Below are 22,189 nucleotides of genomic sequence, written 5' to 3' on the forward strand. Positions count from 1 at the left end.
CTCAGCAAACGGGGAAGTCGACGCACCCGCGCCTTGCCCGTTCGACCCTGCATCTTCAACACCGTGTGAGAGCAAAAACCTTGGATAGATACGACATCTGTATTTAGCCCGCACCCCGACATTTCAATCTGGCCGTGACATATCTGTTGTTGATTTGTCTTCCAGAGCAAATTAGCGGCTAGAAATACCTTTCACCTCCGACGCCTATACTCGAATCACCCCGCGCGACACCTTCAAAAACTGTCAACGTATTAAAACTTTGATCAGCATTTTGAAATTTTTGTGAGAACACCACGGCCCCGGTGAGTTCGCACATTCATGCGAGCAATAATCCAGCACCCGTGAATCGACGTCCCTCCCATGATCGAACAATACGACGCGCTGCTTTCCGCCAAACTCTACGCCGGCGAAATCGCGGAATGCTTCCGTTTCCTCGATGAACGCGCCGCGGAGGATCGACACCGCCCCGAATACTGGCACTGGCGAGCGGTCACGCATCTGCGAGGCGGAGAATTCAAGGAGGCGCTCGAGATCTGCTGCATGCTTACGCGGGAATCGGACATCTTCGGTTATCAGATCCACTGTCTGAGCGATACATGCGCTCACCTCGGTTTGAAGCAGGTCGCGCTCGGCATGATCGAATACTTCGCGAACAAAGCTTCGACACCGCCGGTCGGCGCCTTCCTGTGGCGCGTCTACGGCTGGCACTACCTCGGCGAAGACGAGCGCGTCCTTCAGCTGAACGCCGAAGGGATCGACGAACATTCGGCATACGTGCTCGGCCATCATCAGGGGCGCAGCGCGATGCGGCTGAACGGCATCGCGAGCGGCGTCGAGCTGATGCACCGCCACTGGTCGTCGCGAGAGGCGCGGCGCGTGCTGTTTCCGCACGTCGACGTCGAACACTATTGGTGCGGAGACCGCGTGTTGCCGGCGCATATGACGTTTGCGTCGATCGCGTCGGGTCACGGCGATCACGTCAACTGGGTGCGCTACGCCGGGGCGCTTCAGGCGCTGGGCGTGCAGACTACGTACGCCGACGGCTCCGATCACACCTATCGCTTCGCAATGCCCGAAGCCGAACGGCAAAGAGACGCCGACGCCATGCGCGCCGCAGGTTTCGTCGTGGCGCCCGATGGCGCGCAATGGACCGAGCCTTTCGCCCTCTTCACCTCGCTCTTTCCGGTGCTCGGCTATGCCTCCTCGGCGCGCTATATCGAGCCGGTCGACGCCAGCACCGGAGATGCCTTCGTCGACGAAATTCGCCAGCGCGCGGGCGGACGACGCTGCGTCGGCATCTTCTGGTCATCGTGCGAATCGGCGAACAATTTCGCCAACCGCAGCCTCCGACTGCCCGAGCTCGCGCCACTTTTCGACAGCGCGAACGACATCCACTGGGTCATCATGCAGCGCGGTTTTGAACATAAGCGCTGGCTGAACGACCCGCGCTCGAACGATCGCGAGCACTTCACGACCCTGCCCACCGACATGACGCTCGCGCAGAGTGCGAGCATCATCGACAAACTCGATGCGTTCGTCGGCAACGACGGCGGCCTGTCGCACATCGCGGGCGCGCTCGGCAAGCGCTGCTACCTGTTCCTCAATCAGGTGGCGGACTGGCGCTACGAGCGCGACCCCGATCACACACCGTGGTATCCGGCGATGCAGCTCATACGCGCCCGCCGCCTCGGCGATTGGGACGATGTCGTGCGCAAGCTCAGCCAAGCACTCGGCTGAGGAAAACATCGGTAATCCTACGCAAATCGCGCCGCGAGCGTCTGCGGAATCGCGCTGCGCCGCGTGAGTGCGCAAGTCGGCATGTCGTGACCGGGGCCGCGCACATAACTTTCCAGTTGATCGATCGCGAACTGCTGTTCCTCGATCAGATGCCGCACCATGTCGCCGATCGATATCATGCCGACGAGCCTTCCACCCTCGATCACCGGCAGATGACGGATGCGATGTTGCGTCATCAGCGCCATGCATTCATCCGCGCTCGTTCTGATGCTCACCGCCATCACAGGCGCGGTCATGATTTCGCAGACCGTCGTCATGCGTGAGACCTTGTCCAGCAGGATCACCTTGCGCGCATAGTCGCGCTCGGTGATGATGCCGCACACCGCGTCCCCCACCATCACGACGAGCGCGCCCACTTGCGCCCGCGACATCAGCGCGACCGCTTCATACACGCTCGCCTCCGCGTCGATGGTGTGGACCGTCGTCTCGCTTTTCGCCTTCAGAATCTGTTTGACCGTTGCCATTTGCCGTTCTCCGTTGCGGTTTTCCGTAGCGTTTCGATGCCTGAGGATGAGCCTCGTGCTTTCGCGTTCAATCGAAATCGAACAAATCGCCGAGAAACGATTTCTTCCGACGCGGGTGTTCACGCCTGCCGCGTTGATCGCCGTACTGATAGCCGTCGTGACGATGCGTGCGGTGCTCGCGATCGTGTCCGCGCTCGTGCCAGTCGTCGCGATCGCCTGCCTGCGCTTCGGCGACCGACGCCTGCGCCGCGCGCCGGATGATCTGATCGAGCTCGCCTCGGTCGAGCCACACGCCGCGGCATTGCGGGCAATAGTCGATCTCGATGCCCTCGCGCACGGTCATCAGTAGTTCTGTGTCGGGACAAACGAGGCATTTCATGTCGATTCCTTTCTGATTGCTTTCAATGAAACCAATCTACCGGAAGGATCGAGTTCGAAAAATGCGAGATTTTGAGCGTTTCGCTTCGGGAAAACCGAAGTGACGGACGAAAATCCGGGCAGACATCAGACGATTCGCGCTGAAATCGCCCCACACTTGCGATCCATCTCGAAATTCCGCAAGCTCTCGGTTTTAGGCGGCGCGCGTCACGTGCGCCGCAACCGCACAACAAAGGCCATACGATGCCCGACAAATCGATGAGCGAAGAACGCGGCGGCGCCGAAACGCCCGATCTCCTGTACCTGCTGCAAGGCGCCGACGAGTTCAGCCGCCTCGTCTTCCCCGACAGCGAAGCCCTCTTCAAGAGCCTCGCGCGCCGGCAGGCGCCCCACACGCTTTTCATCACCTGCGCGGATTCGCGCGTTTCGCCGGAAATGATCACGCAGACGCGCCCCGGCGAACTTTTCGTATGCCGCAACATCGGCAACATCGTTCCGGCCTATGGCGAGATGCTCGGCGGCGTTTCGGCGGTCGTCGAATATGCGGTGCTCGCGCTCAACGTGCGGCAGATCGTGATTTGCGGCCACTCGGACTGTGGCGCGATGAAAGGTCTCGCATCGGGCGCGACCATTGCCGATGAAATGCCGACCGTTCACGCGTGGCTGCGCAATGCGGAAGCCGCGCGCAGCGTCGTGATGGCGAGAAAGCTGGAAGAAGAGCGCATCGTCCAGGCGATGGTCGAGGAGAACATCCGCCTGCAACTGACGCACTTGCGCACGCATCCGGCGGTCGCCGGGCGGCTCGCGCTCGGCAAGCTTCAGGTGCAGGGCTGGGTGTACGACATCGGACGGGGCAAGGTCTCGGTCTTCGATGAAGCCGACAGCAAGTTCGAATCACTGGAAGAAGCGCGTCTGCGCATGTTGCGCAAGGACGCGCGCTGATTCTTGCGACGCCGCGCGCATGAAACGCGCGGCGTCATCGCGTTACTGCACGCCCTTCTTCGCGGCGAGTTCCTGCGCCATTTTCAAGTGCTGCTGGATCGTCGGCAGCGCCTTTTGCGCGGCCTGCTTGAGTTTGGCGTTCTGGCCTTCGTTCGCTTCCTTCTGGAAGACCTGCACCGCTTCCTCATGCCCCTGTACGCCTACCTTCTGGATGTACGCGGTATCGAAATCCTTGCCGTGCAGCGCCTTCAGCGAGTCGAGCACGGAAGTGTCCGAGTTGTCCATCGGCACCGTGACGCCGTGGGGCGCGGCCATCTTCAACTGCATCGCGAGCTTGGTGTGATCCACCATCATGTGATGGGCGAAGCTTTTTACGTCCTTGTCCTGCGATTGTTTCGTGGCGAGTTTGGCGGCATCGATCTCGGTCGATCCGGCCGACGATGCAGCCTGCACGAACGCCTTGTCGACGGGCGGCAGGTCGTTGGCCATGGTCGTGCTGGCCGCTTCGGTCTGTGCGAGCGCGCCGAGCGGCAGCGTCGCGATGAGCGCGGCGGCGAGTGCCGTGCGCAGTTTTGCATTGCGATTCATGAGAAACGCCTCCTTGAGCGATGGGTCCCGCTTCCATTGCAGCAATGTCGATGCCACGGCGCATCGAAGCATGCGAACGCGAAACCGCTGGCGTCCTGCTTGCTAAACTGACTGCACGAGCCAAATTCTTATCGAGTGGAAACGTCATGCCTGTCTACGATTACGAATGCGCGGATTGCGGCGCGTTCGAAGCCGTCCGCCGCATCGCCGAGCGCGACGATCCCGCAGCGTGTCCGCAATGCGGCGCGACGGCCACGCGCGTGACGATCGGCGCACCGAGCGTGGGCGGCCCGAGTTCATCCGGCGACGACACGGCCGAAACCGGCAGCTACGGCATGACTCATCGGGGCGGCTGCCTCTGTTGCCGTTAGCGCTCTTTACGCCGCGTACGCCGCGTATGCCGCGTATGCCGCGCGCCCGGGCATGGCCATTGCAAAGTCATCTGCACGAACGTCTCGCGCATCGCGGGCGTATCATGCAAGACGACGATGCGCGGTGCGCAGGGCCGCGCTCAGTCGAGGGCATCGCCATCGCGGGGCGCCGGCTGTTACGGCTTTCGCGATGATCGCGCTTAACGTGTTCCGATCGAATAACAGGAGGTGATAAGGATGACGATAGAGTTCAGCGGGCGGCGTCATGTCGTGGCGGCAGCGCGTGTCGCATTCGAGGCCAGTGTGGACGGCCGCGAGGTGTGGTGCAGCGTCTCCCTCGATGCACTCAACGATCACTTCGGCAATAGCGGGACGTCGTCGCACGATCTCCTCTCCGCGTTCGAAGGAGGACGCGTGCAAATAGAAGACGCGGCCCGGCGCGCGCTAGAGCGCAACCACGGCCAGTCTGTCGAGCTGGAAACCAGCGATTTCAAAGCTTCACGGGCGGTTTAGCGCATCACTCCGGGCGGCGGCTCGCAGGCGGGCCGCTTGCATCAGTCGGCGTAGAAGCACTTCAATACGTCGATCATCCACCAGACCGGACACGGCGTTCTGCAAAAACCGTCGTAGCCGGCGGCGCAGAGCGTGTCGCGCGGATCGCGTTCGGCATCGGCCGCGAGTGCGATCAGCAATTCGACTTCGCCTTCCACACGATCCGCCGTCAATGCGACGCGAACCGCGCGCGCCAGCGCGTGATCGTGCGCCTCGCCGATGAGCGTATCGACGAACAGCACTTGCGGCCGCCATTTGCACAGAAACTGGAGCACGCCGGGCGCGTCGCCGATCTGCAGCGCTTCGAAACCGCGCATCGCGAGCAGCAGCGCGAACGAATCGCCGACGTTCGATTCCGAATGCACGAACAGCACGCGCCGCGGACCGGCGAGCGCGGTAGTGACCGGATTGAATATCTCGCACCTGTCGGTGCGCATGTCGTACGAGCGTTCTTGCATGTCGGCCCGGCACCGCGATGAGCGTCTGCCGATGCCTTTATTTCAGCAAGGTTGAGGCCCGCTGCCGCCCGCCCGTATCCGGCTCTTCAACGCGCGGCCAGCATACCCACGATCAAGCCGCCGACCGCCGCCAGCGCGATCGACTTCCAGGGATTCTCGTGCACGTAGTCGTCGGTGCCTTCCCTTGCCTGCCGATACCGCGCCGCGACGACATCCTGCGCTCCGGCGAGCACATCGCGGGCGCGCTTCGGCATCGGCCGCGACGGATGATACTGACTGCCCTGCCCCGTGGACGACGCGGCGGCCGGTTGCGCGAGCACCGTCGGACTGTCGCCGCCTTCCAGAACGCTGCCGTGCACGTGATACGGCGCGTACTTCGCAGGCTCGTGCGCCACGCCCGGCGTAAGCGGCGTCACGCTCGCGGCCTGTCCGTGCGCCATGCCGGGCGCAAGCGGCGCTTCCATCGCGTTCGCCACCGAGCGGCTCATGAGCGGCGAATCGCCCGTTGGCGTCATTTGTCTCGTTTGCGTCGTTTGCATCGATTGAATCGTGGATGCGCTGCCGTTTGCATTGTCCATGGCTTTTCTCCGGTTGACTGCGTCCATCGCGCTGCAAAAACTTTCATCCATCTTCCGATCATGCAAGAGTCGCACCGAACGCACGCGCCGGCAACCTGCGCGCCGGCCGCCACGTAAGCCGCGCCGTACATGGCAATTTTTCTCACATAACGGTGAGAATTGCTCGTTTGTCCGCGCGCGTGCGCGCGCCTACGATGCCTTGCGTAGAGCGAAGCCGGGCGAGCGTCCCGAAAGAAGCGGCGAAGCACGAGCCGCGCCGACAGCGCTGCATCTTTCGTTTCACGTCGCGCCGAAACGTCGGCCCGGCGCACGCCGATACGATAGCTTCGCCTTTCGACTACTTTTGCGAAGCCCGCCATGAATCCCGTCAATCTCGCTCAACTGTTCATCCTCGCCGCGCTATGGGGCGGCTCGTTCCTGTTCATCCGCGTCGGCGTGACCGATCTCGGCGTCGCGCCGTTGATGGCGTTGCGTGTCGGCATCGGCGCGGCGTTTCTGCTGCTTATGCTCACGTTGCGCGGCACGGCGCGACAGGCTTTCTCGACGATGCGCGAGCGCGCGTGGCCGCTCATCGTCGTCGGCGTGCTCAACTCCGCCGCGCCGTTCTGCCTTTTCGCGTATGCGGAGCTGACCTTGTCGGCGGGCGTCACGTCCGTCATCAACGCGACGACGCCGCTCTGGGGCGCTCTCGTCGCGTACCTGTGGCTCAGCGACCGGCTGACGGGCATGCGCGTCGCCGGTCTCGCAATTGGTTTCGCCGGCGTGCTCGCGCTCGTCTGGAACCAGATGTTCATGCACGACACGAGCGCCGCTCCGGTCTCGCCGATGACCACCGCTCTCGCCGCGCTGGCTGCTCTGGCCGCGTCCGCCAGTTACGGCGTCGCCGCGAGCTACACGAAGAAACATCTGATGGGCGTCGATTCGCTCACCGTCGCCGCCGGCACGATGAGCGCCGCGACGCTCGTGCTCCTGCCGTTCGCGCTCTTCTTCTGGCCGGTGGGCGCGGTGTCGCCGCACGCGTGGGGCGCGGTGTCGCCGCACGCGTGGGGCGCGGTGCTCGGACTGGGCGTCGCGTGCACCGGCGTAGCCTACATGATGTTTTTCCATCTGATCGCGGTCGTCGGGCCCGCGCGCGCGATCACGGTCACCTTTCTAATTCCGATTTTCGGGATTCTGTGGGGTGCGCTGTTTCTCGCCGAGCGTGTGTCGGTAGGCATGGCGGTGGCGTGCGCGATCGTGCTGGCCGGCACCGCGCTCGCGACGGGCGTCGTCAAGCGGGTGCCGCTGATCGGCGCGCGCCGCACGCAATGCGCGAAGGAACGCGAGGCCTGAAGCGCTCAGTGCAACCGCTCAGTGCCAGTGACGCGTGAGCGGCCCGTCCTCTCCGGCAACGGGATCGCTTTTCGGGAACGGCAACGCTTCCATTGCGACGCGTTCCGCCTCGCTGATCGCTTCGCGTCGAATGTCCCACTGCTGGCCGGGCGGATACGCGCCGATCACCTGAAAGCGGCGGCCTGCCGTCAGCAGGCAATGACCGGTGCCGGCGGGCAGAATGAGCGCATCGCCGGCGCTGACCGCGATCACGCGGCCGTGTGGACCGCCGAGAATCAGCTCGGCTTCGCCCGATGCGATGCCGAGCGCCTCATGCGCGGTCGAATGGAAATGATGATAGTCGAAGACACTGTCGCGCCATTGCGGCGGCCAGCCGTTCTGCGCGAACAGGGCTTCGAAACGCGCGGCGCCGTCGGCGACTTTGGGATCGATCGCGCCGCGCCACACGAGCACCGGCAGACGCGAATTGTTCGGCACCCAGCCGTTAGGCGGGAGCATGAAGTGCTCGCAGCGCGCGCCTTGCGCCAATAGATTTACGGTTTGTTCGGCCATCTTGCGCTTTCTCCGAAAGAGTCAGAGAAAGCACAGCAACAGACGTTCCACTGCGTTTACAAGCCGCTTCATCGCCCGTGCCAATGCCCGCCGCCGCCGGAAAAGCCGACGCCGAGCGATACCGACGGCGCCGCGTAATATCCTGGTCCATATCCATAGCCATAAGCGGGCGCGTAGCCGTAGACCGGTGCGGGCGCGGGCGCATAGCCGTAAGGCGGCGCATAGACGCAGCCGCCGAGCCCCGCGGCCAGCACCAACGCGGCGGGCACAATCAGCGCCCTGGTTCGAGTTCGAATTGAATCTTTCATGATGATGCCCCGCTCAGGGTTGTCCTCTGCTTACCAGTGCCGATAGCCATAGCCGCCGTGATGCGCGTACCAGTCGCGCCGTCCCCAGTAGCGGTAGCCGTCCCAGTAACGGTCGCCATGCCAGCCGATGACGATGGCAGGCGCAGGCGCGACGACGACCGGCGCGGGTTGATACACGACCGGCGGAGGCGGAGGCGCTTCGTAGACGGGCGCAGGCGCGACATACACCGGCGGCGCGGCATAGACCGGCGCCACCGGCACCCCGAGATTGACGCCGACACTCACGCGCGCCAGCGCGGCTTCGCAAGCGAGTCCCGCCGACAACGCGATTCCGATCCCGACCAAGCCTTTGATGTTCATTTCGTCCTCTACCGAGAAATCAATCACGCAGACTGCGATGCGATCCTGCATTCGTATGCAGCCGTGAATTCATGTTAGCCGCGCCCGTCAGCCGCTGAGTTACAAGCGCTGTAACAGATGTGAACACTGAAACGAATGTGCGAAAACGGCGCGCCATGCCGCATCGACAGAGCCGGTTGCGCGCTCTTGCGCCGCCATGGGATAGTTCCGGCTTCGTCAAACGGATGGCGGCCCGATGGACTTACTGCGGAGCATGAGGATCTTTGCGCGCGTGGCGGAGGCGGCGAGCTTCACCGTCGCGGCGCAGCAAATGGACATTACGACGGCGCAGGCATCGCGCGCCGTCACCGAACTGGAAACGCATTTGCGCACGCGTCTTCTAAATCGCACGACGCGGCGCGTCGCGCTCACGGACGCCGGCAATCGCTATCTCACGCGCTGCAAGGAAGTGCTCGAACTCGTCGATCTCTCCGAGGCCGAAGCCGGCGACGCGCAAGTCTCGCCGAGCGGCGTGCTGCGCATGCATGCGCCGATCACGTTCGGCCAGCACTACGTCGTCCCCGCGCTCACGCGTTATCTGGAGGAACATCCGCAGGTTCGCGTCGAACTGACGCTCTCGCAGCATGTGCCCGACATGCTCGACGAAGGCTTCGACGTCTTTTTGCAAGTCACCACGTCCACCCTGCCCGACTCCGCGCTCGTCTCTACGAAAATCTGCTCGATGCCGAGCGTGCTGTGCGCGTCGCCCGGCTATCTGAAGCGCGCGGGTACGCCGCAACGCATCGAGGATCTGACGAATCACGCGTGCCTGCAACTCGTGACGACCTTCTTCCCCGTCGACCGATGGATTTTCGAAGGCCCGCGCGGACAGATCGAAGTGGAACTGGAACCGGGCCGGCTGCGCGTCAATTCCGCCGATGCGCTCGCCGTCGCGTTGTCGAACGGACTCGGCATCGCGCCTTTGCCGATGCTCGCGGCGCTTCCGTGGCTGCAAAGCGGCGCGCTCGTGCGCGCGCTGCCCGAATGGGAATTGCAGACCATGACGATCTACGCGATGTACGCGTCCCGCCAGTATCTCGATGCGAAGATCCGTACGTGGGTCGCGTTTCTGCGCGAATTCGTCGAAGGGACGCTTGCGAGCGAGCCGGTCTGAGCGTCATCTAAAACATCGCATCCCCAAGACAAATGATGCTCCCGAATGCGTCCGCATACGTTCTCTAAACGCGTAGTTGCAAGCATGGTTCGGAACACTAAACTGCTTGATGGTGCGCCTGCATCTCGTCGACGATGCCTGATCGCCGCGTGTCTGCTGTTCGTCGTACGCTATGGCCGCGTGAACTGCTTTCGCCTCGAATTCGACGGGCGCGGGCGGCGTTCGAACGTCGAGCGCACCTTCGACGAAAGCCGCGCGCTCCGAGCCGCGCGACGCTCGACATCCTGCAGGCGCATATCTTCAATAACCTGATCTGGCCGGACTTCGCGCGCATTCCCTCGCCGGGTGCGCCGGCTGTGCGATTCGAAGCGCTGGAGGTCGGCGAGCATGTGACGTTGAACGGGCGCACCGTGACGGCGTGGCCTGCAGGATACGGTGCCGTCGATGGGGTATGCGGTATCGAGCGGGACGGGCGTGCCTCGCTTTCAGCGGCGATACGACGACCAATCCTCGGTTCTGGGCCACGGTTTGCGCGATGCCGGGATTGCAACATGTGATCGTAGAGACCGCGTTTCCCGATGCGCAACTCGCGCTGGCGCATGCGGCGCATCACTATTGCCCCGACGCTGATCGCGGACGATGTGCAGGGCATCGAGATGAAGGCGGAGTTGCTGATATCGCATCTGAAACCGCCGCACGGCGCGCAGATTCTGGATGAACTGCGCGCCGCGTTGCCGGGGGTTTCACTGCGTGCGTTGCGGGCCGGCGAGGTGTTGACATTGTGATGTCCCGCCCTTCTCAGCGTGAACCCACGACTGCACGGCTTTCGATAGCGCGAACATTCGCCGGCGAAGCGACCGTAGCGGCCGGGAGCAGATTGCCTCGCAGGATCGCCCGCACCGTCCCCGCGATCATGAGACCGATCACCACGTTCGCCACCGCGAACGCCACCGGCGCAATCCACACCATCGGTCCCGTTGCGCCGCGTTCGAGCATGCGGATCGCCATCGTCGGCAACGCGGCTGCGCCGAAGCTGAAGGCCCAATACGAAGGCGTGAATGCGCTTTGACGAATCCACGGTACGAGACGCGCAAGCATCAGCACCTGATAAAGACCATAGCCGAGCAGCATGTAGGCGAACATATCCGGCACGCCATGCGTGATCGCGAGATACGACACGCCTCCGACGACCGGCGGCGCGAGCTGAATGCCGAGGCTCGGGCGCAGCGCTTCGGGCAGCGGCTCATGCACGGCGGCGCGATGCAGCACGATCGATTCGATCGCGAGCCACGAGAACACACCCGCGCCGAAGAACAACATGCCGATTTGCGTTAAGCCAAGGCCGGCAGCCGCCGTTCCCGCGACGAAGCTCGGCGCGACCGTCGGCAGATAGATGGCGGGCGTGGTCAGCTCGGGCTTGCGGCCGCCTTGCCAGAATCGTCCTTGCAGATAGGCGCCGAGCGCGAGCGAACTCACTACGCCGATCGCGAAGAGCGCGACGGCGAGACCGCGCGAATACGCTTGCACGGCTTGCGCGGCGAGCATCGTCGATACGGGGACGAGCGCCGCGAACGAAGACTGCACCGGGTGACGCATCTCGGCGATAGCCGCGTCGCGTTGCACGACCCACTTGCGCCCGTACGCGAAGAGCACCGCGAGCCACACGACGAGCGCGCCCGCCGTCAAGAGCGCGGGCAGCGCTTCGGGAATCGTCCATACGCGGGCCGCCGCGCGCCATGCGCCCGCGAGCGCGAGCGAACCGACCGCGATGCCGAAGAACGCCACCGGCATCGGTCCTTGATTGTTCGTACCATTGCTGTTGTCCATTGCCCTTCTCCATGAATCGTTATGTCGATGGAGAAAGGTTAATGGCGACGGCCTTCCGCGCGAATGTCGCAGCGTCTCGTTGCGCTGCTCGCGCGTCTCAAACTACTCGCCGCCGCGCAGCTTCACCGCGATGTCGTGCCAGTCCTGCACCGCGTGTTTCAACTCGCGGCACAGTCTCGGATCGAGCGCGTGGAGACGCGACCACAAATCGTCGAGCGACTTTTCGCGCGCCTCGAACACGGCCACGGCCGCAAGCTTGCTCGCGCCGGACAAACGCGCTTCGGCATCGACGCATTCCATGTACAAATGCGCGAGATGCGGATCGGCAAGCTCCACAGGACGCAGATGAACGGCGGTAAAGCGTGACTTCATGATTATCCCCGGCTCTCTTCTTGTTATCGACGTGAGTGCTTCCGGCTCACGTTTGCGGGACAAGTATGAAGGTCCGGCGAATCGCGCGGCAAGCCCATTCGTCGCGGCTTCGTGCGGTATGGATCAGCAAACGTTTTCGCGCCGGCGCGGTAACATTCCCGTCATGAATCGTTCGACAAGTTCCTCATCCACGTCCACGCAAGGTCCGCACCTCAAGCGTCGCGGCCTCTTGCGGGCCGTCTTCGCGCTGCGTCATTCATGGGCGGGCATCGTCGCGACATGGCGCGAGGAAAGCGCGTTTCGCCAGGAAGTGTGCGTCGCGATTGTGCTGCTGCCGATCGCCGCGTTCGTCGACGTGAGCGCCGCGGAACGCGTGCTGCTCGCGGGATCGGTGCTGCTCGTGTTGCTCGTCGAGCTACTCAATTCGAGCATCGAAGCGACGATCGATCGCATTTCGCTCGACCGTCACGAACTCTCTGGACGGGCGAAGGATTGCGGCAGCGCCGCCGTCATGATGGCGCTCGTGATCGCCGCGGTGACCTGGGGCGTGATCTGCGGCCCGCTCGCGTGGCACTGGCTGCGCGTGCATCTTTAAAGCGCATCACTTCGATACGAATGCGTCGATGTGCCGCGCCAGCTCGATCGGATACTGGAACATGAGCGCGTGCCCCGCGTCCGCGACCACATCGAGCGTCGCGCGCGGAATCGTCTGTTCGAGATGACGCGCGTTGGCATCGGCGAGGACATCGTCGTTCGCGCCCGCGACGATCAACGTGCGCACGGGCGAGCGGCGCAACGCATCGGCGGCGGCGGAATCTTTGAACCACTGCGTCATTGCTTGATTCTGCTGGTCCGCGACCGCATCGGGCACAGGCCGCCCTTTGTAGCCGTGCGGCTTGAACATGTCGCCGACAAAACACCTCGACGCGTCCGCGACGGCATCGGCGGGAAAAAGTGCGGCCATGATTTTCGGAAACGCGTCCGCGCCCGAACTCGACAGCACTTGCTGCACGTCGGGCGCGAGCGGCAGCGCTTGCGGACCCGGCGGCGCGGTCGCGATCAGCGTAAGCGATTCCACTTTCTCGGGCGCATCGAGCGCGAGCCGTTGCGCGATCATGCCGCCCATCGACCAGCCGACTACATTCACGCGTGCGAGCTTCAGACCCGCGATGACATCGGCGGCATCGATGGCCATGTCGCGCATGCCGTAGTCGGGGCCGTAATGCCCTGCCATCGGCGTCGAGCGTCCGGTGCCGCGATTGTCGAACACGATGACTTCATGATGCTTCGCGAGTTCGCCGAGAAAATACGCGTTCCATTCGCCGAGCGTCGCGCGATAGCCGGTGATGAGAAGAAGCGGCGTCCCGTGGCCGAAGCGCGCATAGCCGATCGGCCCGTTCCTGCCCTGCACGGTTTTCACCTGCACGGCGGCGTTCCGGTCGGGGCGCGCGGTCTGCAAGCCGCAAAGCTGGCTCGTGCCGAACGAGACATCGTCGGCGAACGCGGGCGATGCGATCGTCGACAAAACGACGATCATCGACAAAACGACGATCATCGACAAAACGACGATCATCGACAAAACGACTGCGCACGACGACACGACGCGGGCGAGCGGCATGAGTTTCATCCACGACTCCGGGTGGAATAAAAAAGCGCGACGCGGTCGCGACAGCGGGGAATAATAGGCGGCGGATCGCGCGCCTTCAACAAGAGCTTAAGAAAAAGGAGTTCAAGCAGATGAATCGACTTTTCCGCTCGTGCTTTCTTCCCGCTGCCGCACTGATGCTCGCCGCGTGCAGCACGCCCGTCGAATTCTCGGCGAGCGCGAACCCGCCCCCATGGAACGATGCCAACGCCGATGCCGATTTCAGCGGCATGGACAACTCGATGTCCGCGTGCAAGGCCGCCGCGAAGAAAGCGGGCGCGGGCCGCTGCACGCAGGTGCGGGCCTACGAGGCGTGCATGAAGGACAAGGGCTACATCACCGTGCTCGGCCCGGAAAATCCGCCGAATTGCGGCCAGCCCGAATGGGAGCAGGACGTGCGCAAGTGGATCAAGTAAGCCGTTCTACTTCCGATTCGCCATGCGCATGAACACGACGTAAAGCAACGCGCCCGCGGCCGCGCCGATCAGCCAGCCGAGATTGTTCGGCGGCAGAAGCTTGAGCATTTGCGTGGAGAGCTCCCAGCCGACCGAGATCGCGCCCGACAAGAGGAGCGCCGCGAGCCCGACCTTGTTCCAGCCGCCGTCGTAGTAGAAGCGTCCGCCGGGCTGCATCGTGTAGAGATCGGCGGTCTTCACCTGCTGGCGCTTGACGAGGTAATAATCGGCCATCATCACGCCGTACATCGGCGCGAGCACGGCGCCGAACACGGACACAAAAATCGTGATCGCCTTCGGGCTGTCGACGAAGATCCACGGGCACACGATCACCGCGAGAATCGACGCAATCAAACCGCCCTTCTTGAAGTCCACATGCTTCGGAAAAAGATTGGCGATGTCGTACGCGGGCGACACGAAGTTCGCGACGATATTGATGCCCATCGTCGCGATGACGAACGTGATGCTGCCGATCGCTACCCACACCTTGTTCTCGATGCGCGAGACGATTTCGACCGGGTCCATGATCATCGTGCCGAATACTTTTTCGCTGCCCGCCGTGACGATCACCGTGATGATGGCGAACGCAACGAAATTGAACGGCAGCCCGAGGAAATTGCCGATCTTCATCTGGCGCTCGCTCTTCGCGAAGCGCGAGAAGTCGCCGAAGTTCAGCAGCAGCGCGGCGAAGTAGCTCACGACGAGCAGAGTCGCGTTGATCATCGCGTGCAGTTGCTCGTCGCCAGACAGCACTTTGCCCGAGAGCGTCAGATTGAGGCTGCCGAGACCGGCGCGATACAGGATCCAGCCCATCAGCACGAACATCACGACATACACCGCCGGCCCGCAGAAATCGATGAACTTGCGGATGATCTCCATGCCGCGCTGAAAGATGATGAGCTGCAGCAGCCACATGAAAAGAAAGCTCACCCAGCCGAGCATGTCGAGCCGCAGAAAGCCGGTATCGCGCCATGCTGCGACCGACGGCACGAACAGGAGCAGCAGCGTCGCGACCGCCTTCGACGCGAAATACGTCTGCACCCCGTACCATACGATGCCGACCACGCCGCGAATCAGCGCGGCGAGATTCGCGCCCATCACGCCCATCGAGACGCGCGCCATCACGGGAAACGGAATACCGTGCCTGAGACTCGGCTTGCCGACCCAGTTCATCAGCACGTACACGATCAGAATGCCGATGGTGAGCGCGAGCAGCACCTGCCACCCGGAGATGCCGAGCAGAAAGAGGCTCGCCGCGAAGGTATAGCCGCCGACGCTGTGCACATCCGACATCCACATCGCGAAGATGCTGTAGCCGGTCCAGGTTCGCTTCGCGCGCGGCACGGGCGCGAGATCGTGGTTGTAGAGGCGTTCGTCGGCGTTGACGATTTCGGCGTCGGCGCCGAGCGCGTCGGCGGCGGAGGTTGCGTGGGAAGCGGCCATGATGTCTCCTGTGCCTTCGACGAGCGCGTGTTATGTACCTAGATTAATCCATCAAAAGAACGAAGGTGAGAGAGCGGTGCGCTGCGCCGCCGCAGATTAAAGTCCGGCCGCGCGGCTGCCGTTATGTGGAGCATGAGAAAACGACGCCTCAACTCCCGCGACATGAACGACGCCTTCGCCGCCGCAGCGGAGGCGCTCGCGCTTTTCTGCCGATTACGCCAGGTCGACGCGGCCGAGTTGCCCGCGTGCGAAGTCGACATCCTGCTCGATCTCGCGTTCGAGGAAGCCGCGCAGCAAGCGGCCGCGCGCAGCGAGGCGCGTCGCCCGGGCTAACCTGACGCTGTCTTCCGCGCGCGCGATGTGCATACGGGAGCGATACTTGCTCGCGCAGACAGGACGGGCAGCATCGCGCCGCGGAGGTTTCATGTCGAAGATTCTCGGCCCCGTGTTGGGCCCGCAGGTGAGAAGCGTCGCGCGCCATCCGTTCGATTTCGCGCTGCGCACGCTGCGCGCCTTTCGCGCCAATCAGGGGCTGCTGCTCGCGGGCGCGGTCGCGTACTACGCGCTGCTCTCGATCGTCCCGCTCTTGATCCTCATCGTAATCGTGCTGTCGAAATTCGTCGGACAGCAGGCATTGCTCGACACCCTCGCGCATCTGCTCGAATGGCTCGTGCCCGGCCAGGCGCGCGCCGTCGTGCGCGAGCTCGCCAACTTTCTCGCGCATCGCGCAGTGCTCGGCTGGGTGCTGCTCGTCACGATGATCTTCTTCAGCTCGCTCGCCTTCACGGTGCTGGAAAACGCGATGTCTGTGATCTTCGTGCATCGCGTCGCGATCCGGCGGCGGCACTTTCTGCTCTCGGCGCTCCTGCCTTATTGCTACATCCTGTTTCTCGGCGTCGGCATGCTGATCGTCACGCTCGTGTCGAACGGCTTTCAGGCGATGGGCAGCAACAGCATCGATCTGCTCGGCGTCGAGGTGTCGCTCAAAGGCGTGTCGCGGCTCCTGCTCTATCTGCTCGGCGTGGCGGGCGAAATCTTCGTGCTGACATCGATCTATCTGGTGATGCCGGTCGGAAGGCCCTCGCTGCGGCTCGCGCTTCTCGGCAGCATCACGGCCGCCGTGCTCTGGGAAATCACGCGCCACGTGCTCGTGTGGTACTTCGCGACGCTCTCGCAGGTGAGCGTCGTGTACGGCTCGCTGACGACGTCGATCGTCGTGCTGTTCAGCCTCGAAGCGCTCGCGACGCTGCTGCTCTTCGGGGCGCAGGTGATCTCCGAATTCGAGCGCTTCGGCATCGAAGGCGATGCGCCGCCGCAGCCCTTCACCACCGGTTGAAGCGAGTGCGCTAGAGTGAGGCGCCCTCGTCCACCGCACCGCAGATGTCCAATCCTTCGCCGCGCGGCGCGCGCGTGGCCGCGCTCACCGTCGTCGCAATGCTCGCCTTCGCCGGCAACTCGCTGCTGTGCCGGCTCGCGCTCAAAGGCACGCAGATCGACGCGGCGAGCTTCACGCTCGTGCGCATTGCGTCGGCGGCGCTCGTGCTGTGGCTCATGCTGCTTGCGCGCAGCGGCCATCTCCGCAGCGATGCGCGACGCGCCGGCAACTGGGCGTCGGCGCTTGCGTTGACGGTCTACGCGGCGCCGTTCTCCTACGCCTACGTGCGGCTCGCGACAGGCACCGGCGCGCTGCTGCTCTTCGGCGCGGTTCAGGCGACGATGATCGGCTACGGCATCGCGATCGGCGAGCGTCTTGCCGCAACGCAATGGCTCGGCCTGCTGCTCGCGCTCGCCGGGCTCGCGTGGCTCGTGCTGCCGGGGCTCGCCGCGCCCGATCCGGTGTCGTCGGCGCTGATGATCGCGGCGGGCATCGGTTGGGGAGTCTATTCGCTGCGCGGACGCGGACTAACCGATCCCGTCGCCGGAACGGCCGGCAATTTTCTGCGCGCGCTGCCGTTTGCGCTCGCCTTGTCCACGCTCGCGTTCGCGCACGCGAGCTTCGATGCCGCGGGATTCGCCTACGCCGCCGCATCGGGCGCGCTGACCTCGGCGCTCGGCTATGTCATCTGGTACGCGGCGTTGAAAGATCTGAAGCCCGCCACGGCCGCCACCGTGCAACTGAGCGTGCCCGTCATCGCGGCGGCGGGCGGCGTGCTGTTGCTGGGCGAGCCTTTGACGGCGCGGCTCGCCGCGAGCGCAATCGCAATACTGGGCGGCATCGCACTCGTCGTCTCTTCGAAACGCCGCTGATGCGTGTGGCGCCCGCCCCACGTTCAAAGTCTCGCCGCGCGCGTATGTGCGGCACCTCACATACGCGCGGGAAGTTCCTCTGAAGAATGATGCATGCGCCGGTCATCAAATCGGGGCTGGAATGAAGAATGCTGCTTCAGAGGCCGAACTTGCTTCGCCGTCGTGCCGTGCGATGCGGTGAAATCACCGCGCACCGGTCCATCCGGCCCCGCCAGCGCCCGCTTCGCCAGGCAGCGCGCGCAACGATCCGCGTGTTCGTTTCAAGGCCTCATCGCCGCCCCCGATTGTCGCGGTATGTGGCGCAAGTTACATTGTTTGGCAAAAAATGGCCCGGCAGTGAAGGCTGAACCGGCATCCGGCCGCGATGTTCCATTGGAGCGTCGCCCTTGTTTGTTCATATGATGGGACGTGCGGGAAGTGCCGGGCCGAGCGTGCGCCGTGCGTCCGCGTAGGTCCGCAGTCTGACGAACACGTTCTGGAGAGCGCTGTCATGCCTCAGCACGCAAAGCTGCCCGAGGAGAGCATCGCGGACTTGGCAAGTCCCGCGAATGATCCCACTGTCACCAACCTGCCCGAACCTGCAATCGATTTCGACGACGAACCCGGCCCCATGCGCGCACCGATGCGCTTCGGGCGTCTCGCGCTGTGGATGGCGTCGGCGACCGCGCTCGGCATCGGCGTGCTCGGCACCGTCGCGTATGGGATGTGGTTCAACCACGACCAGCGCGTGTACGCCGAAGCGATGGCGAGCGCGCGCCGCACGCTGGGCATCGACCAGCCCGCCATTGCGGCGCAGACGCAGTCCGGCGGGGTCGTGGAAGCTCCTTTGACCGGCGCGATTCCCTATGCGTCGAACCAGCCCGCGCCCGTCGACACCGCGCCGCTCGCTGACAACGCCCCGGCCGCCGAGGCCGCCGACGCCACCACCGTCGCCGACACGGGCACGGACGGCTCCGACACGATGCTCACGACGGCTGCCGCGGCCGCGCAATCGCCATCGCAGACGCCGCAAGCCGACGGATCGGCTGCCGCGCCCGTGCAGAGCGCCGCCGTGCAACGCCGCGGCACGTCATCGGCGACGCAGCGGGCCGCCACCGCAAATCGCAACGGCAACGGCGCGGATCAATACGCGCAGGCGCGCAAGCGTCAGGCGCACGCGAAGCCCGAGGGCGGGCTCTTCGCCCGCATGGGCGCGTTTTTTCATCGAGTGAGCTATCGACACAATGTCCCGAACCGTCAGCGAGAGGAGTATTCACGCCCCTGAGGCCACGCTGGCGGGCCGCGTCCGGCGCGCGCTGGAACGCATGCGCGTGCCCGGTCCCGCGCCGCTCGCGGGCGCCGCGCTGCTGTGCCTCCTGATCGGCCTGCTGTTCCTCGCGATGCAGATCCGCGCGATCTTTTCCGCGCAATTGCAGCAGGAGTATGTCGGGCTCGTGCTCGAGGCGGTCGAACGCGCCGATACCGCTCGGGCCGCCGCGCTGTCCCTCCAGAACGCCCCCGCCGCCGATGCCCAGCGTCAGGCGGCCTATCGCGAGGCGCGCATCGAACTGGCGGCGCGGCTCGCGGCGCTGCACGCGCTGGTGTCGGCGAGCCCGATGTCCGCGCCATCCCTGCCCTCCGCCGTGCTTTCGCCCGCCACCGCGCTCGGCGAGGCGAGTTCCGCGCTCGATTCCACCTATGCGTGGTGGCGCACCGCGCGGGATAGCGCGAGCGCGGACGTGCGCGAGCGCATCCTGAGCGTGTCGCATACCTTGATCGCGCTATCGGCGATCGTTTTCGGCGTGCTCATCACCGCGCTCGGCATGTATGCAAAACGCAATCGACAACTTCTCGGCTTGTCGAACGAGTTCGAGCAGGCGTCGCTGCACGATCCGATGACGGGCCTGCCCAACCGCCGCAAGCTCTTCGCGGCGCTCGAAGAGGCGGCGAACGCGCTCGCGAGCGGCGCGCGCGGCTCGGCGCGCATCGCGGTGCTGTATATCGATCTCGACGGCTTCAAGCGCGTCAACGACACGCACGGCCACCGCATCGGCGATGAATTCCTGATCGCGGTGTCGCGGCGTTTTCGTCAGGCGGTGCGCGGCGGCGATCTGGTCGCGCGCATCGGCGGCGATGAATTCGCGCTGCTCGTGAGCGAATTTTCGAGCGATGGCGAACTGGCCGTGATCGCGCAGAGAATCATCGCGTGCGTCGGCGAAACCGATGCGCAGATGGGTTTGTCGATCGTGCGCGCGAGCATCGGGATCGCGAGCTTCCCGGATCGCGTCAACGATTACTGGCGGCTCGTCGCCGCCGCCGACGACACGATGTACACCGTCAAGCGCAACGGCAAGAACGGCTACGCGTTCTCGCCGTCGCCGTCCGCCTGAAAGGGCATCCTACGCGGCGGCGCGCAGATCCTCTTCGCCGCCCAGCGCTTCGGTCAGCGCCGACAGCATGCGCGCGAGTTCGCCCGTCATCAGGATGAAGTCGGATTCGAAGCGCTCGTCGTCGTTCGCCGCGGTGGGATCGGCGGCTTCCTTGATGACGTCGAGCGCGCTCACGCGCTTCAACGTGAGCGATGGCGTCAGCACGAAGGACACGCGGTCGTCCCACGTCATCGCGAGACGCATGCACTGCTTGCCCGCTTCGATATGGCGGCGCATGTCTTCGGTTTCGAGCGCGTGGCCGACATAGCGGACCGTCGCGTTGCCTTCGCCCGTCGAGCGCAGTTCGGTGTCGCGATCGAGCGTGAAGCCCGCGGGACCCTCGCCCGACAGCAACCACTCGGTCATCGCGGCAACGGGCGAGCGCGCGGTGCGCACGCTGGCGAGCGGCAGGTCGGTGACGGACTTCACCAGCAAGCCGATGATGTCGTCACAGACCGTCGCCGACGACGAATCGATCGCGAGCCACCCGTTCACCGGATCGATCCACATGCGCGTGTCGCGGCGAATGCTGAACGCGCGCGGCAGGAGTTCGTCGGTGATCTGCTCTTTCAGCTCGCGCAACTGCTTTCTGCCCGGTTTGAAGCCCTGCTGCTCCTCGATTTCGGCCGCGCGTTCCTTCACGAACTGCGTGACGACCGATGCGGGCAACAGCTTCTTCTCCGCGCGATAGACGATGAGCATCTGACGATTCGCCGTGTAGACGAGTTGATCGTCGCCGCGCGGCGAGACCCAGCCGCGCCGCTCGTTCTCTATGCTCGACGCCGCGCTGAACGCGAGCGGCGCGAGCCATTGCTGCATCTGCTGCGGCGTGACGGACCAGTGTGCGGGAAGACGATGAAGCTGAAGGTTCTTGAACCACATGGCGCGAATTTCGATGTAGTCGGAAAGGGGCGCCATTCTATACGAGTGGGCGTCAATGGTTCGCGCGCCGTTTTTGCGGCACGATCCGCCACTGCAGATTCACCCCCGCCGCCGCGAGCAGAATCAGCACCGCGCCGGCCACTTGCAGCCACGCGAGCCTTTGCCCGAACGCGAGCCAGTCGACGACGATCGCCACCACCGGATAGATGAACGACAGCGCGCCCGTCGTCGCGGTCGGCAGCTTCTGGATCGCGCCGTACAGCAGCACGTACATCAGCCCCGTATTGACGATGCCGAGCACGACGAGATCGGCCCAGCCGCTCATCGACGCGGGCGTCTGATCGAAACGCGCGAACGGCGCGAGCATGACGATGCCGAACAGCACATGCAGCATCGCGATCAGATGCGGCGGCGTGCCCTTCAGGCGCTTCGTGACGATCGACGAGATCGCGTACAGAAACGCCGCGCCGAGCGCATAGGCGATGCCTTCCAGATATTGCCCGGGCATCGCCAGCACGGCGGGCTCGACGCGCACCACCATCACGAGGCCGATGAACGCGACGCAAAGCCACGCGATCGTCGATGCCGACACGCGCTCGCGCAGCAAGACCACGCCCAGCGCGACGAGCATGAACGGCTGCGTGTTATAGACGGTCGTCGCCATCGAGATCGACGCGCGCAAATACGCGGCGAACAGCAGCAGCCAGTTGCCGACGATCGCCACGCTGCCGAGCGCGACGAGCCCAATCATGCGCCACGAGAAGTAGCGCTTCTTCAGGAAGCCGAGCGCCGCGCACACGGCGATGAGCGTCGCCGCGCCGAACACGCAGCGAAAAAACACCACGTTCCACGGCGTTTGTCCCGACGACACGACCAGCCAGCCGATCGTGCCCGACATCAGCATCGCGAGCGACATCTCGATCGCTCCGCGCCTCAACTCATGCGCGTTCGATGCGCCCGCGAGACGTGCGTCGATTCGTTCCGTATTCATCTTCGTGTCTGCCATGCAGTTTTCGATGGCTTCAAGTCTATCGATGCGCTCGCTTCAAAACCATGCCTAAAATGAGGCACGTTCAT

Annotated in this window: 28 protein-coding genes; 14 read left to right on the forward strand and 14 right to left on the reverse strand. The window is 64.2% G+C overall.

The window, feature by feature from the left end:
• Positions 1–360 precede the first annotated feature (360 nt).
• Positions 361–1,737 carry a glycosyltransferase family 9 protein gene (locus tag NCS28_RS07080; RefSeq protein WP_250513155.1) on the forward strand — a complete coding sequence of 459 codons (1,377 nt, stop codon included), beginning with the start codon at positions 361–363 and terminating at the stop codon, positions 1,735–1,737.
• A gap of 17 nt (positions 1,738–1,754) precedes the next feature.
• On the opposite strand, the gene NCS28_RS07085 is transcribed toward NCS28_RS07080, so the two are convergent.
• Together NCS28_RS07085 and NCS28_RS07090 are read right to left on the reverse strand one after the other, a co-directional pair.
• Positions 1,755–2,261 carry a CBS domain-containing protein gene (locus NCS28_RS07085; protein WP_250513156.1) on the reverse strand — a complete coding sequence of 169 codons (507 nt, stop codon included), beginning with the start codon at positions 2,259–2,261 and terminating at the stop codon, positions 1,755–1,757.
• A 67-nt stretch (positions 2,262–2,328) separates the two neighbouring features.
• Positions 2,329–2,640 carry a TFIIB-type zinc ribbon-containing protein gene (locus NCS28_RS07090; protein WP_250513157.1) on the reverse strand — a complete coding sequence of 104 codons (312 nt, stop codon included), beginning with the start codon at positions 2,638–2,640 and terminating at the stop codon, positions 2,329–2,331.
• A 257-nt stretch (positions 2,641–2,897) separates the two neighbouring features.
• On the opposite strand from NCS28_RS07090, the gene NCS28_RS07095 reads away from it, so the two are divergent.
• Positions 2,898–3,581: a carbonic anhydrase gene (locus NCS28_RS07095; RefSeq protein ID WP_250476653.1), complete on the forward strand. Its 684-nt coding sequence runs from the start codon at positions 2,898–2,900 to the stop codon at positions 3,579–3,581.
• Between the two features lie 42 nt (positions 3,582–3,623).
• On the opposite strand, the gene NCS28_RS07100 is transcribed toward NCS28_RS07095, so the two are convergent.
• Positions 3,624–4,169, reverse strand: coding sequence for a DUF4142 domain-containing protein (locus tag NCS28_RS07100; RefSeq protein WP_250513158.1), 546 nt, complete (start codon positions 4,167–4,169; stop codon positions 3,624–3,626).
• A gap of 146 nt (positions 4,170–4,315) precedes the next feature.
• Here NCS28_RS07100 and NCS28_RS07105 point away from each other — a divergent pair, with 146 nt between their 5' ends.
• Together NCS28_RS07105 and NCS28_RS07110 are read left to right on the forward strand one after the other, a co-directional pair.
• Entirely contained in the window at positions 4,316–4,540 is a 225-nt protein-coding gene (locus tag NCS28_RS07105) for an FmdB family zinc ribbon protein (protein WP_250513159.1), read from the forward strand.
• Positions 4,541–4,777: 237 nt separating this feature from the next.
• The gene (locus tag NCS28_RS07110; protein WP_061117316.1) at positions 4,778–5,053 is read left to right on the forward strand and encodes a DUF1488 family protein; all 276 of its coding nucleotides are present in this window, start codon (positions 4,778–4,780) and stop codon (positions 5,051–5,053) included.
• 41 nt (positions 5,054–5,094) lie between these two features.
• Here the strand turns inward: NCS28_RS07110 and NCS28_RS07115 are convergent, their stop codons facing one another.
• Entirely contained in the window at positions 5,095–5,529 is a 435-nt protein-coding gene (locus NCS28_RS07115; protein WP_250513160.1) for a response regulator, read from the reverse strand.
• Positions 5,530–5,636: 107 nt separating this feature from the next.
• On the reverse strand, positions 5,637–6,065 hold the full coding sequence (locus NCS28_RS07120; protein WP_250513161.1) for an ElaB/YgaM/YqjD family protein: 429 nt from the start codon (positions 6,063–6,065) through the stop codon (positions 5,637–5,639).
• A gap of 420 nt (positions 6,066–6,485) precedes the next feature.
• On the opposite strand from NCS28_RS07120, the gene NCS28_RS07125 reads away from it, so the two are divergent.
• Positions 6,486–7,460: a DMT family transporter gene (locus NCS28_RS07125; RefSeq protein ID WP_250513162.1), complete on the forward strand. Its 975-nt coding sequence runs from the start codon at positions 6,486–6,488 to the stop codon at positions 7,458–7,460.
• Between the two features lie 18 nt (positions 7,461–7,478).
• Here the strand turns inward: NCS28_RS07125 and NCS28_RS07130 are convergent, their stop codons facing one another.
• The 3 genes from NCS28_RS07130 to NCS28_RS07140 form a co-directional block, all read right to left on the reverse strand.
• A complete protein-coding gene (locus NCS28_RS07130) occupies positions 7,479–8,012 on the reverse strand; it encodes a cupin domain-containing protein (protein ID WP_250513163.1) in 534 nt (177 codons plus the stop codon).
• 68 nt (positions 8,013–8,080) lie between these two features.
• The gene (locus NCS28_RS07135; RefSeq protein WP_250513164.1) at positions 8,081–8,320 is read right to left on the reverse strand and encodes a hypothetical protein; all 240 of its coding nucleotides are present in this window, start codon (positions 8,318–8,320) and stop codon (positions 8,081–8,083) included.
• A gap of 30 nt (positions 8,321–8,350) precedes the next feature.
• The gene (locus NCS28_RS07140; protein WP_250513165.1) at positions 8,351–8,680 is read right to left on the reverse strand and encodes a hypothetical protein; all 330 of its coding nucleotides are present in this window, start codon (positions 8,678–8,680) and stop codon (positions 8,351–8,353) included.
• A 235-nt stretch (positions 8,681–8,915) separates the two neighbouring features.
• On the opposite strand from NCS28_RS07140, the gene NCS28_RS07145 reads away from it, so the two are divergent.
• Positions 8,916–9,833, forward strand: a complete 918-nt coding sequence (locus tag NCS28_RS07145) for a LysR family transcriptional regulator (protein ID WP_250513166.1) — start codon at positions 8,916–8,918, stop codon at positions 9,831–9,833.
• Between the two features lie 599 nt (positions 9,834–10,432).
• A complete protein-coding gene (locus tag NCS28_RS07150) occupies positions 10,433–10,618 on the forward strand; it encodes a hypothetical protein (protein ID WP_250513167.1) in 186 nt (61 codons plus the stop codon).
• Between the two features lie 13 nt (positions 10,619–10,631).
• Here the strand turns inward: NCS28_RS07150 and tehA are convergent, their stop codons facing one another.
• Positions 10,632–11,660, reverse strand: a complete 1,029-nt coding sequence (gene tehA / locus NCS28_RS07155) for a dicarboxylate transporter/tellurite-resistance protein TehA (RefSeq protein WP_250513168.1) — start codon at positions 11,658–11,660, stop codon at positions 10,632–10,634.
• A gap of 102 nt (positions 11,661–11,762) precedes the next feature.
• Positions 11,763–12,032, reverse strand: coding sequence for a hypothetical protein (locus NCS28_RS07160; protein WP_250513169.1), 270 nt, complete (start codon positions 12,030–12,032; stop codon positions 11,763–11,765).
• Positions 12,033–12,195: 163 nt separating this feature from the next.
• Here NCS28_RS07160 and NCS28_RS07165 point away from each other — a divergent pair, with 163 nt between their 5' ends.
• Positions 12,196–12,627 (forward strand): diacylglycerol kinase, encoded by a 432-nt coding sequence (locus NCS28_RS07165; protein ID WP_250513170.1) that lies wholly within the window; start codon positions 12,196–12,198, stop codon positions 12,625–12,627.
• Positions 12,628–12,633: 6 nt separating this feature from the next.
• Here NCS28_RS07165 and NCS28_RS07170 read toward each other — a convergent pair whose 3' ends face one another.
• Positions 12,634–13,659 (reverse strand): alpha/beta fold hydrolase, encoded by a 1,026-nt coding sequence (locus tag NCS28_RS07170; protein WP_250513171.1) that lies wholly within the window; start codon positions 13,657–13,659, stop codon positions 12,634–12,636.
• 110 nt (positions 13,660–13,769) lie between these two features.
• Here NCS28_RS07170 and NCS28_RS07175 point away from each other — a divergent pair, with 110 nt between their 5' ends.
• Positions 13,770–14,093: a hypothetical protein gene (locus NCS28_RS07175; RefSeq protein WP_250513172.1), complete on the forward strand. Its 324-nt coding sequence runs from the start codon at positions 13,770–13,772 to the stop codon at positions 14,091–14,093.
• 6 nt (positions 14,094–14,099) lie between these two features.
• Here the strand turns inward: NCS28_RS07175 and NCS28_RS07180 are convergent, their stop codons facing one another.
• Entirely contained in the window at positions 14,100–15,575 is a 1,476-nt protein-coding gene (locus tag NCS28_RS07180; protein WP_250513173.1) for an NCS1 family nucleobase:cation symporter-1, read from the reverse strand.
• A 132-nt stretch (positions 15,576–15,707) separates the two neighbouring features.
• Here NCS28_RS07180 and NCS28_RS07185 point away from each other — a divergent pair, with 132 nt between their 5' ends.
• From NCS28_RS07185 to NCS28_RS07205, 5 genes are all read left to right on the forward strand, one after another.
• Positions 15,708–15,908 carry a hypothetical protein gene (locus NCS28_RS07185; RefSeq protein ID WP_250513174.1) on the forward strand — a complete coding sequence of 67 codons (201 nt, stop codon included), beginning with the start codon at positions 15,708–15,710 and terminating at the stop codon, positions 15,906–15,908.
• Between the two features lie 91 nt (positions 15,909–15,999).
• Complete coding sequence (locus tag NCS28_RS07190) at positions 16,000–16,911, forward strand: YihY/virulence factor BrkB family protein (RefSeq protein ID WP_250513175.1); 912 nt, start codon at positions 16,000–16,002, stop codon at positions 16,909–16,911.
• Positions 16,912–16,955: 44 nt separating this feature from the next.
• Positions 16,956–17,822 (forward strand): DMT family transporter, encoded by an 867-nt coding sequence (locus tag NCS28_RS07195; RefSeq protein WP_250513176.1) that lies wholly within the window; start codon positions 16,956–16,958, stop codon positions 17,820–17,822.
• 490 nt (positions 17,823–18,312) lie between these two features.
• Positions 18,313–19,086, forward strand: a complete 774-nt coding sequence (locus NCS28_RS07200; protein WP_250513177.1) for a hypothetical protein — start codon at positions 18,313–18,315, stop codon at positions 19,084–19,086.
• Positions 19,087–19,126: 40 nt separating this feature from the next.
• On the forward strand, positions 19,127–20,191 hold the full coding sequence (locus NCS28_RS07205; RefSeq protein WP_250513189.1) for a GGDEF domain-containing protein: 1,065 nt from the start codon (positions 19,127–19,129) through the stop codon (positions 20,189–20,191).
• Between the two features lie 9 nt (positions 20,192–20,200).
• Here NCS28_RS07205 and NCS28_RS07210 read toward each other — a convergent pair whose 3' ends face one another.
• Positions 20,201–21,112: a recombination-associated protein RdgC gene (locus NCS28_RS07210; RefSeq protein ID WP_250513178.1), complete on the reverse strand. Its 912-nt coding sequence runs from the start codon at positions 21,110–21,112 to the stop codon at positions 20,201–20,203.
• Positions 21,113–21,164: 52 nt separating this feature from the next.
• Positions 21,165–22,103 carry a DMT family transporter gene (locus NCS28_RS07215; protein WP_250513190.1) on the reverse strand — a complete coding sequence of 313 codons (939 nt, stop codon included), beginning with the start codon at positions 22,101–22,103 and terminating at the stop codon, positions 21,165–21,167.
• Between the last annotated feature and the right edge of the window lie 86 nt (positions 22,104–22,189).

Origin of the sequence: Caballeronia sp. INDeC2 (genome assembly GCF_023631325.1) — a bacterium.
GTDB lineage: Bacteria > Pseudomonadota > Gammaproteobacteria > Burkholderiales > Burkholderiaceae > Caballeronia.

Excerpts from the sequence above, each read along its gene's own strand:
- NCS28_RS07160 (WP_250513169.1), bottom strand. The coding sequence starts at position 12,032 with ATGAAGTCACGCTTTACCGCCGTTCATCTGCGTCCTGTGGAGCTTGCC.
- NCS28_RS07195 (WP_250513176.1), top strand. The coding sequence starts at position 16,956 with ATGTCCAATCCTTCGCCGCGCGGCGCGCGCGTGGCCGCGCTCACCGTC.
- NCS28_RS07115 (WP_250513160.1), bottom strand. The coding sequence starts at position 5,529 with ATGCGCACCGACAGGTGCGAGATATTCAATCCGGTCACTACCGCGCTC.
- NCS28_RS07185 (WP_250513174.1), top strand. The coding sequence starts at position 15,708 with ATGAGAAAACGACGCCTCAACTCCCGCGACATGAACGACGCCTTCGCC.
- NCS28_RS07130 (WP_250513163.1), bottom strand. The coding sequence starts at position 8,012 with ATGGCCGAACAAACCGTAAATCTATTGGCGCAAGGCGCGCGCTGCGAG.
- NCS28_RS07140 (WP_250513165.1), bottom strand. The coding sequence starts at position 8,680 with ATGAACATCAAAGGCTTGGTCGGGATCGGAATCGCGTTGTCGGCGGGA.
- NCS28_RS07105 (WP_250513159.1), top strand. The coding sequence starts at position 4,316 with ATGCCTGTCTACGATTACGAATGCGCGGATTGCGGCGCGTTCGAAGCC.
- NCS28_RS07170 (WP_250513171.1), bottom strand. The coding sequence starts at position 13,659 with ATGAAACTCATGCCGCTCGCCCGCGTCGTGTCGTCGTGCGCAGTCGTT.
- NCS28_RS07210 (WP_250513178.1), bottom strand. The coding sequence starts at position 21,112 with ATGTGGTTCAAGAACCTTCAGCTTCATCGTCTTCCCGCACACTGGTCC.
- NCS28_RS07215 (WP_250513190.1), bottom strand. The coding sequence starts at position 22,103 with ATGAATACGGAACGAATCGACGCACGTCTCGCGGGCGCATCGAACGCG.
- NCS28_RS07100 (WP_250513158.1), bottom strand. The coding sequence starts at position 4,169 with ATGAATCGCAATGCAAAACTGCGCACGGCACTCGCCGCCGCGCTCATC.
- NCS28_RS07110 (WP_061117316.1), top strand. The coding sequence starts at position 4,778 with ATGACGATAGAGTTCAGCGGGCGGCGTCATGTCGTGGCGGCAGCGCGT.
- NCS28_RS07125 (WP_250513162.1), top strand. The coding sequence starts at position 6,486 with ATGAATCCCGTCAATCTCGCTCAACTGTTCATCCTCGCCGCGCTATGG.
- NCS28_RS07165 (WP_250513170.1), top strand. The coding sequence starts at position 12,196 with ATGAATCGTTCGACAAGTTCCTCATCCACGTCCACGCAAGGTCCGCAC.
- NCS28_RS07200 (WP_250513177.1), top strand. The coding sequence starts at position 18,313 with ATGCCTCAGCACGCAAAGCTGCCCGAGGAGAGCATCGCGGACTTGGCA.
- NCS28_RS07095 (WP_250476653.1), top strand. The coding sequence starts at position 2,898 with ATGAGCGAAGAACGCGGCGGCGCCGAAACGCCCGATCTCCTGTACCTG.
- NCS28_RS07145 (WP_250513166.1), top strand. The coding sequence starts at position 8,916 with ATGGACTTACTGCGGAGCATGAGGATCTTTGCGCGCGTGGCGGAGGCG.
- NCS28_RS07175 (WP_250513172.1), top strand. The coding sequence starts at position 13,770 with ATGAATCGACTTTTCCGCTCGTGCTTTCTTCCCGCTGCCGCACTGATG.
- NCS28_RS07205 (WP_250513189.1), top strand. The coding sequence starts at position 19,127 with ATGCGCGTGCCCGGTCCCGCGCCGCTCGCGGGCGCCGCGCTGCTGTGC.
- NCS28_RS07090 (WP_250513157.1), bottom strand. The coding sequence starts at position 2,640 with ATGAAATGCCTCGTTTGTCCCGACACAGAACTACTGATGACCGTGCGC.
- NCS28_RS07135 (WP_250513164.1), bottom strand. The coding sequence starts at position 8,320 with ATGAAAGATTCAATTCGAACTCGAACCAGGGCGCTGATTGTGCCCGCC.
- NCS28_RS07180 (WP_250513173.1), bottom strand. The coding sequence starts at position 15,575 with ATGGCCGCTTCCCACGCAACCTCCGCCGCCGACGCGCTCGGCGCCGAC.
- NCS28_RS07085 (WP_250513156.1), bottom strand. The coding sequence starts at position 2,261 with ATGGCAACGGTCAAACAGATTCTGAAGGCGAAAAGCGAGACGACGGTC.
- NCS28_RS07190 (WP_250513175.1), top strand. The coding sequence starts at position 16,000 with ATGTCGAAGATTCTCGGCCCCGTGTTGGGCCCGCAGGTGAGAAGCGTC.
- NCS28_RS07080 (WP_250513155.1), top strand. The coding sequence starts at position 361 with ATGATCGAACAATACGACGCGCTGCTTTCCGCCAAACTCTACGCCGGC.
- tehA (WP_250513168.1), bottom strand. The coding sequence starts at position 11,660 with ATGGACAACAGCAATGGTACGAACAATCAAGGACCGATGCCGGTGGCG.
- NCS28_RS07150 (WP_250513167.1), top strand. The coding sequence starts at position 10,433 with ATGCGGCGCATCACTATTGCCCCGACGCTGATCGCGGACGATGTGCAG.
- NCS28_RS07120 (WP_250513161.1), bottom strand. The coding sequence starts at position 6,065 with ATGACGCCAACGGGCGATTCGCCGCTCATGAGCCGCTCGGTGGCGAAC.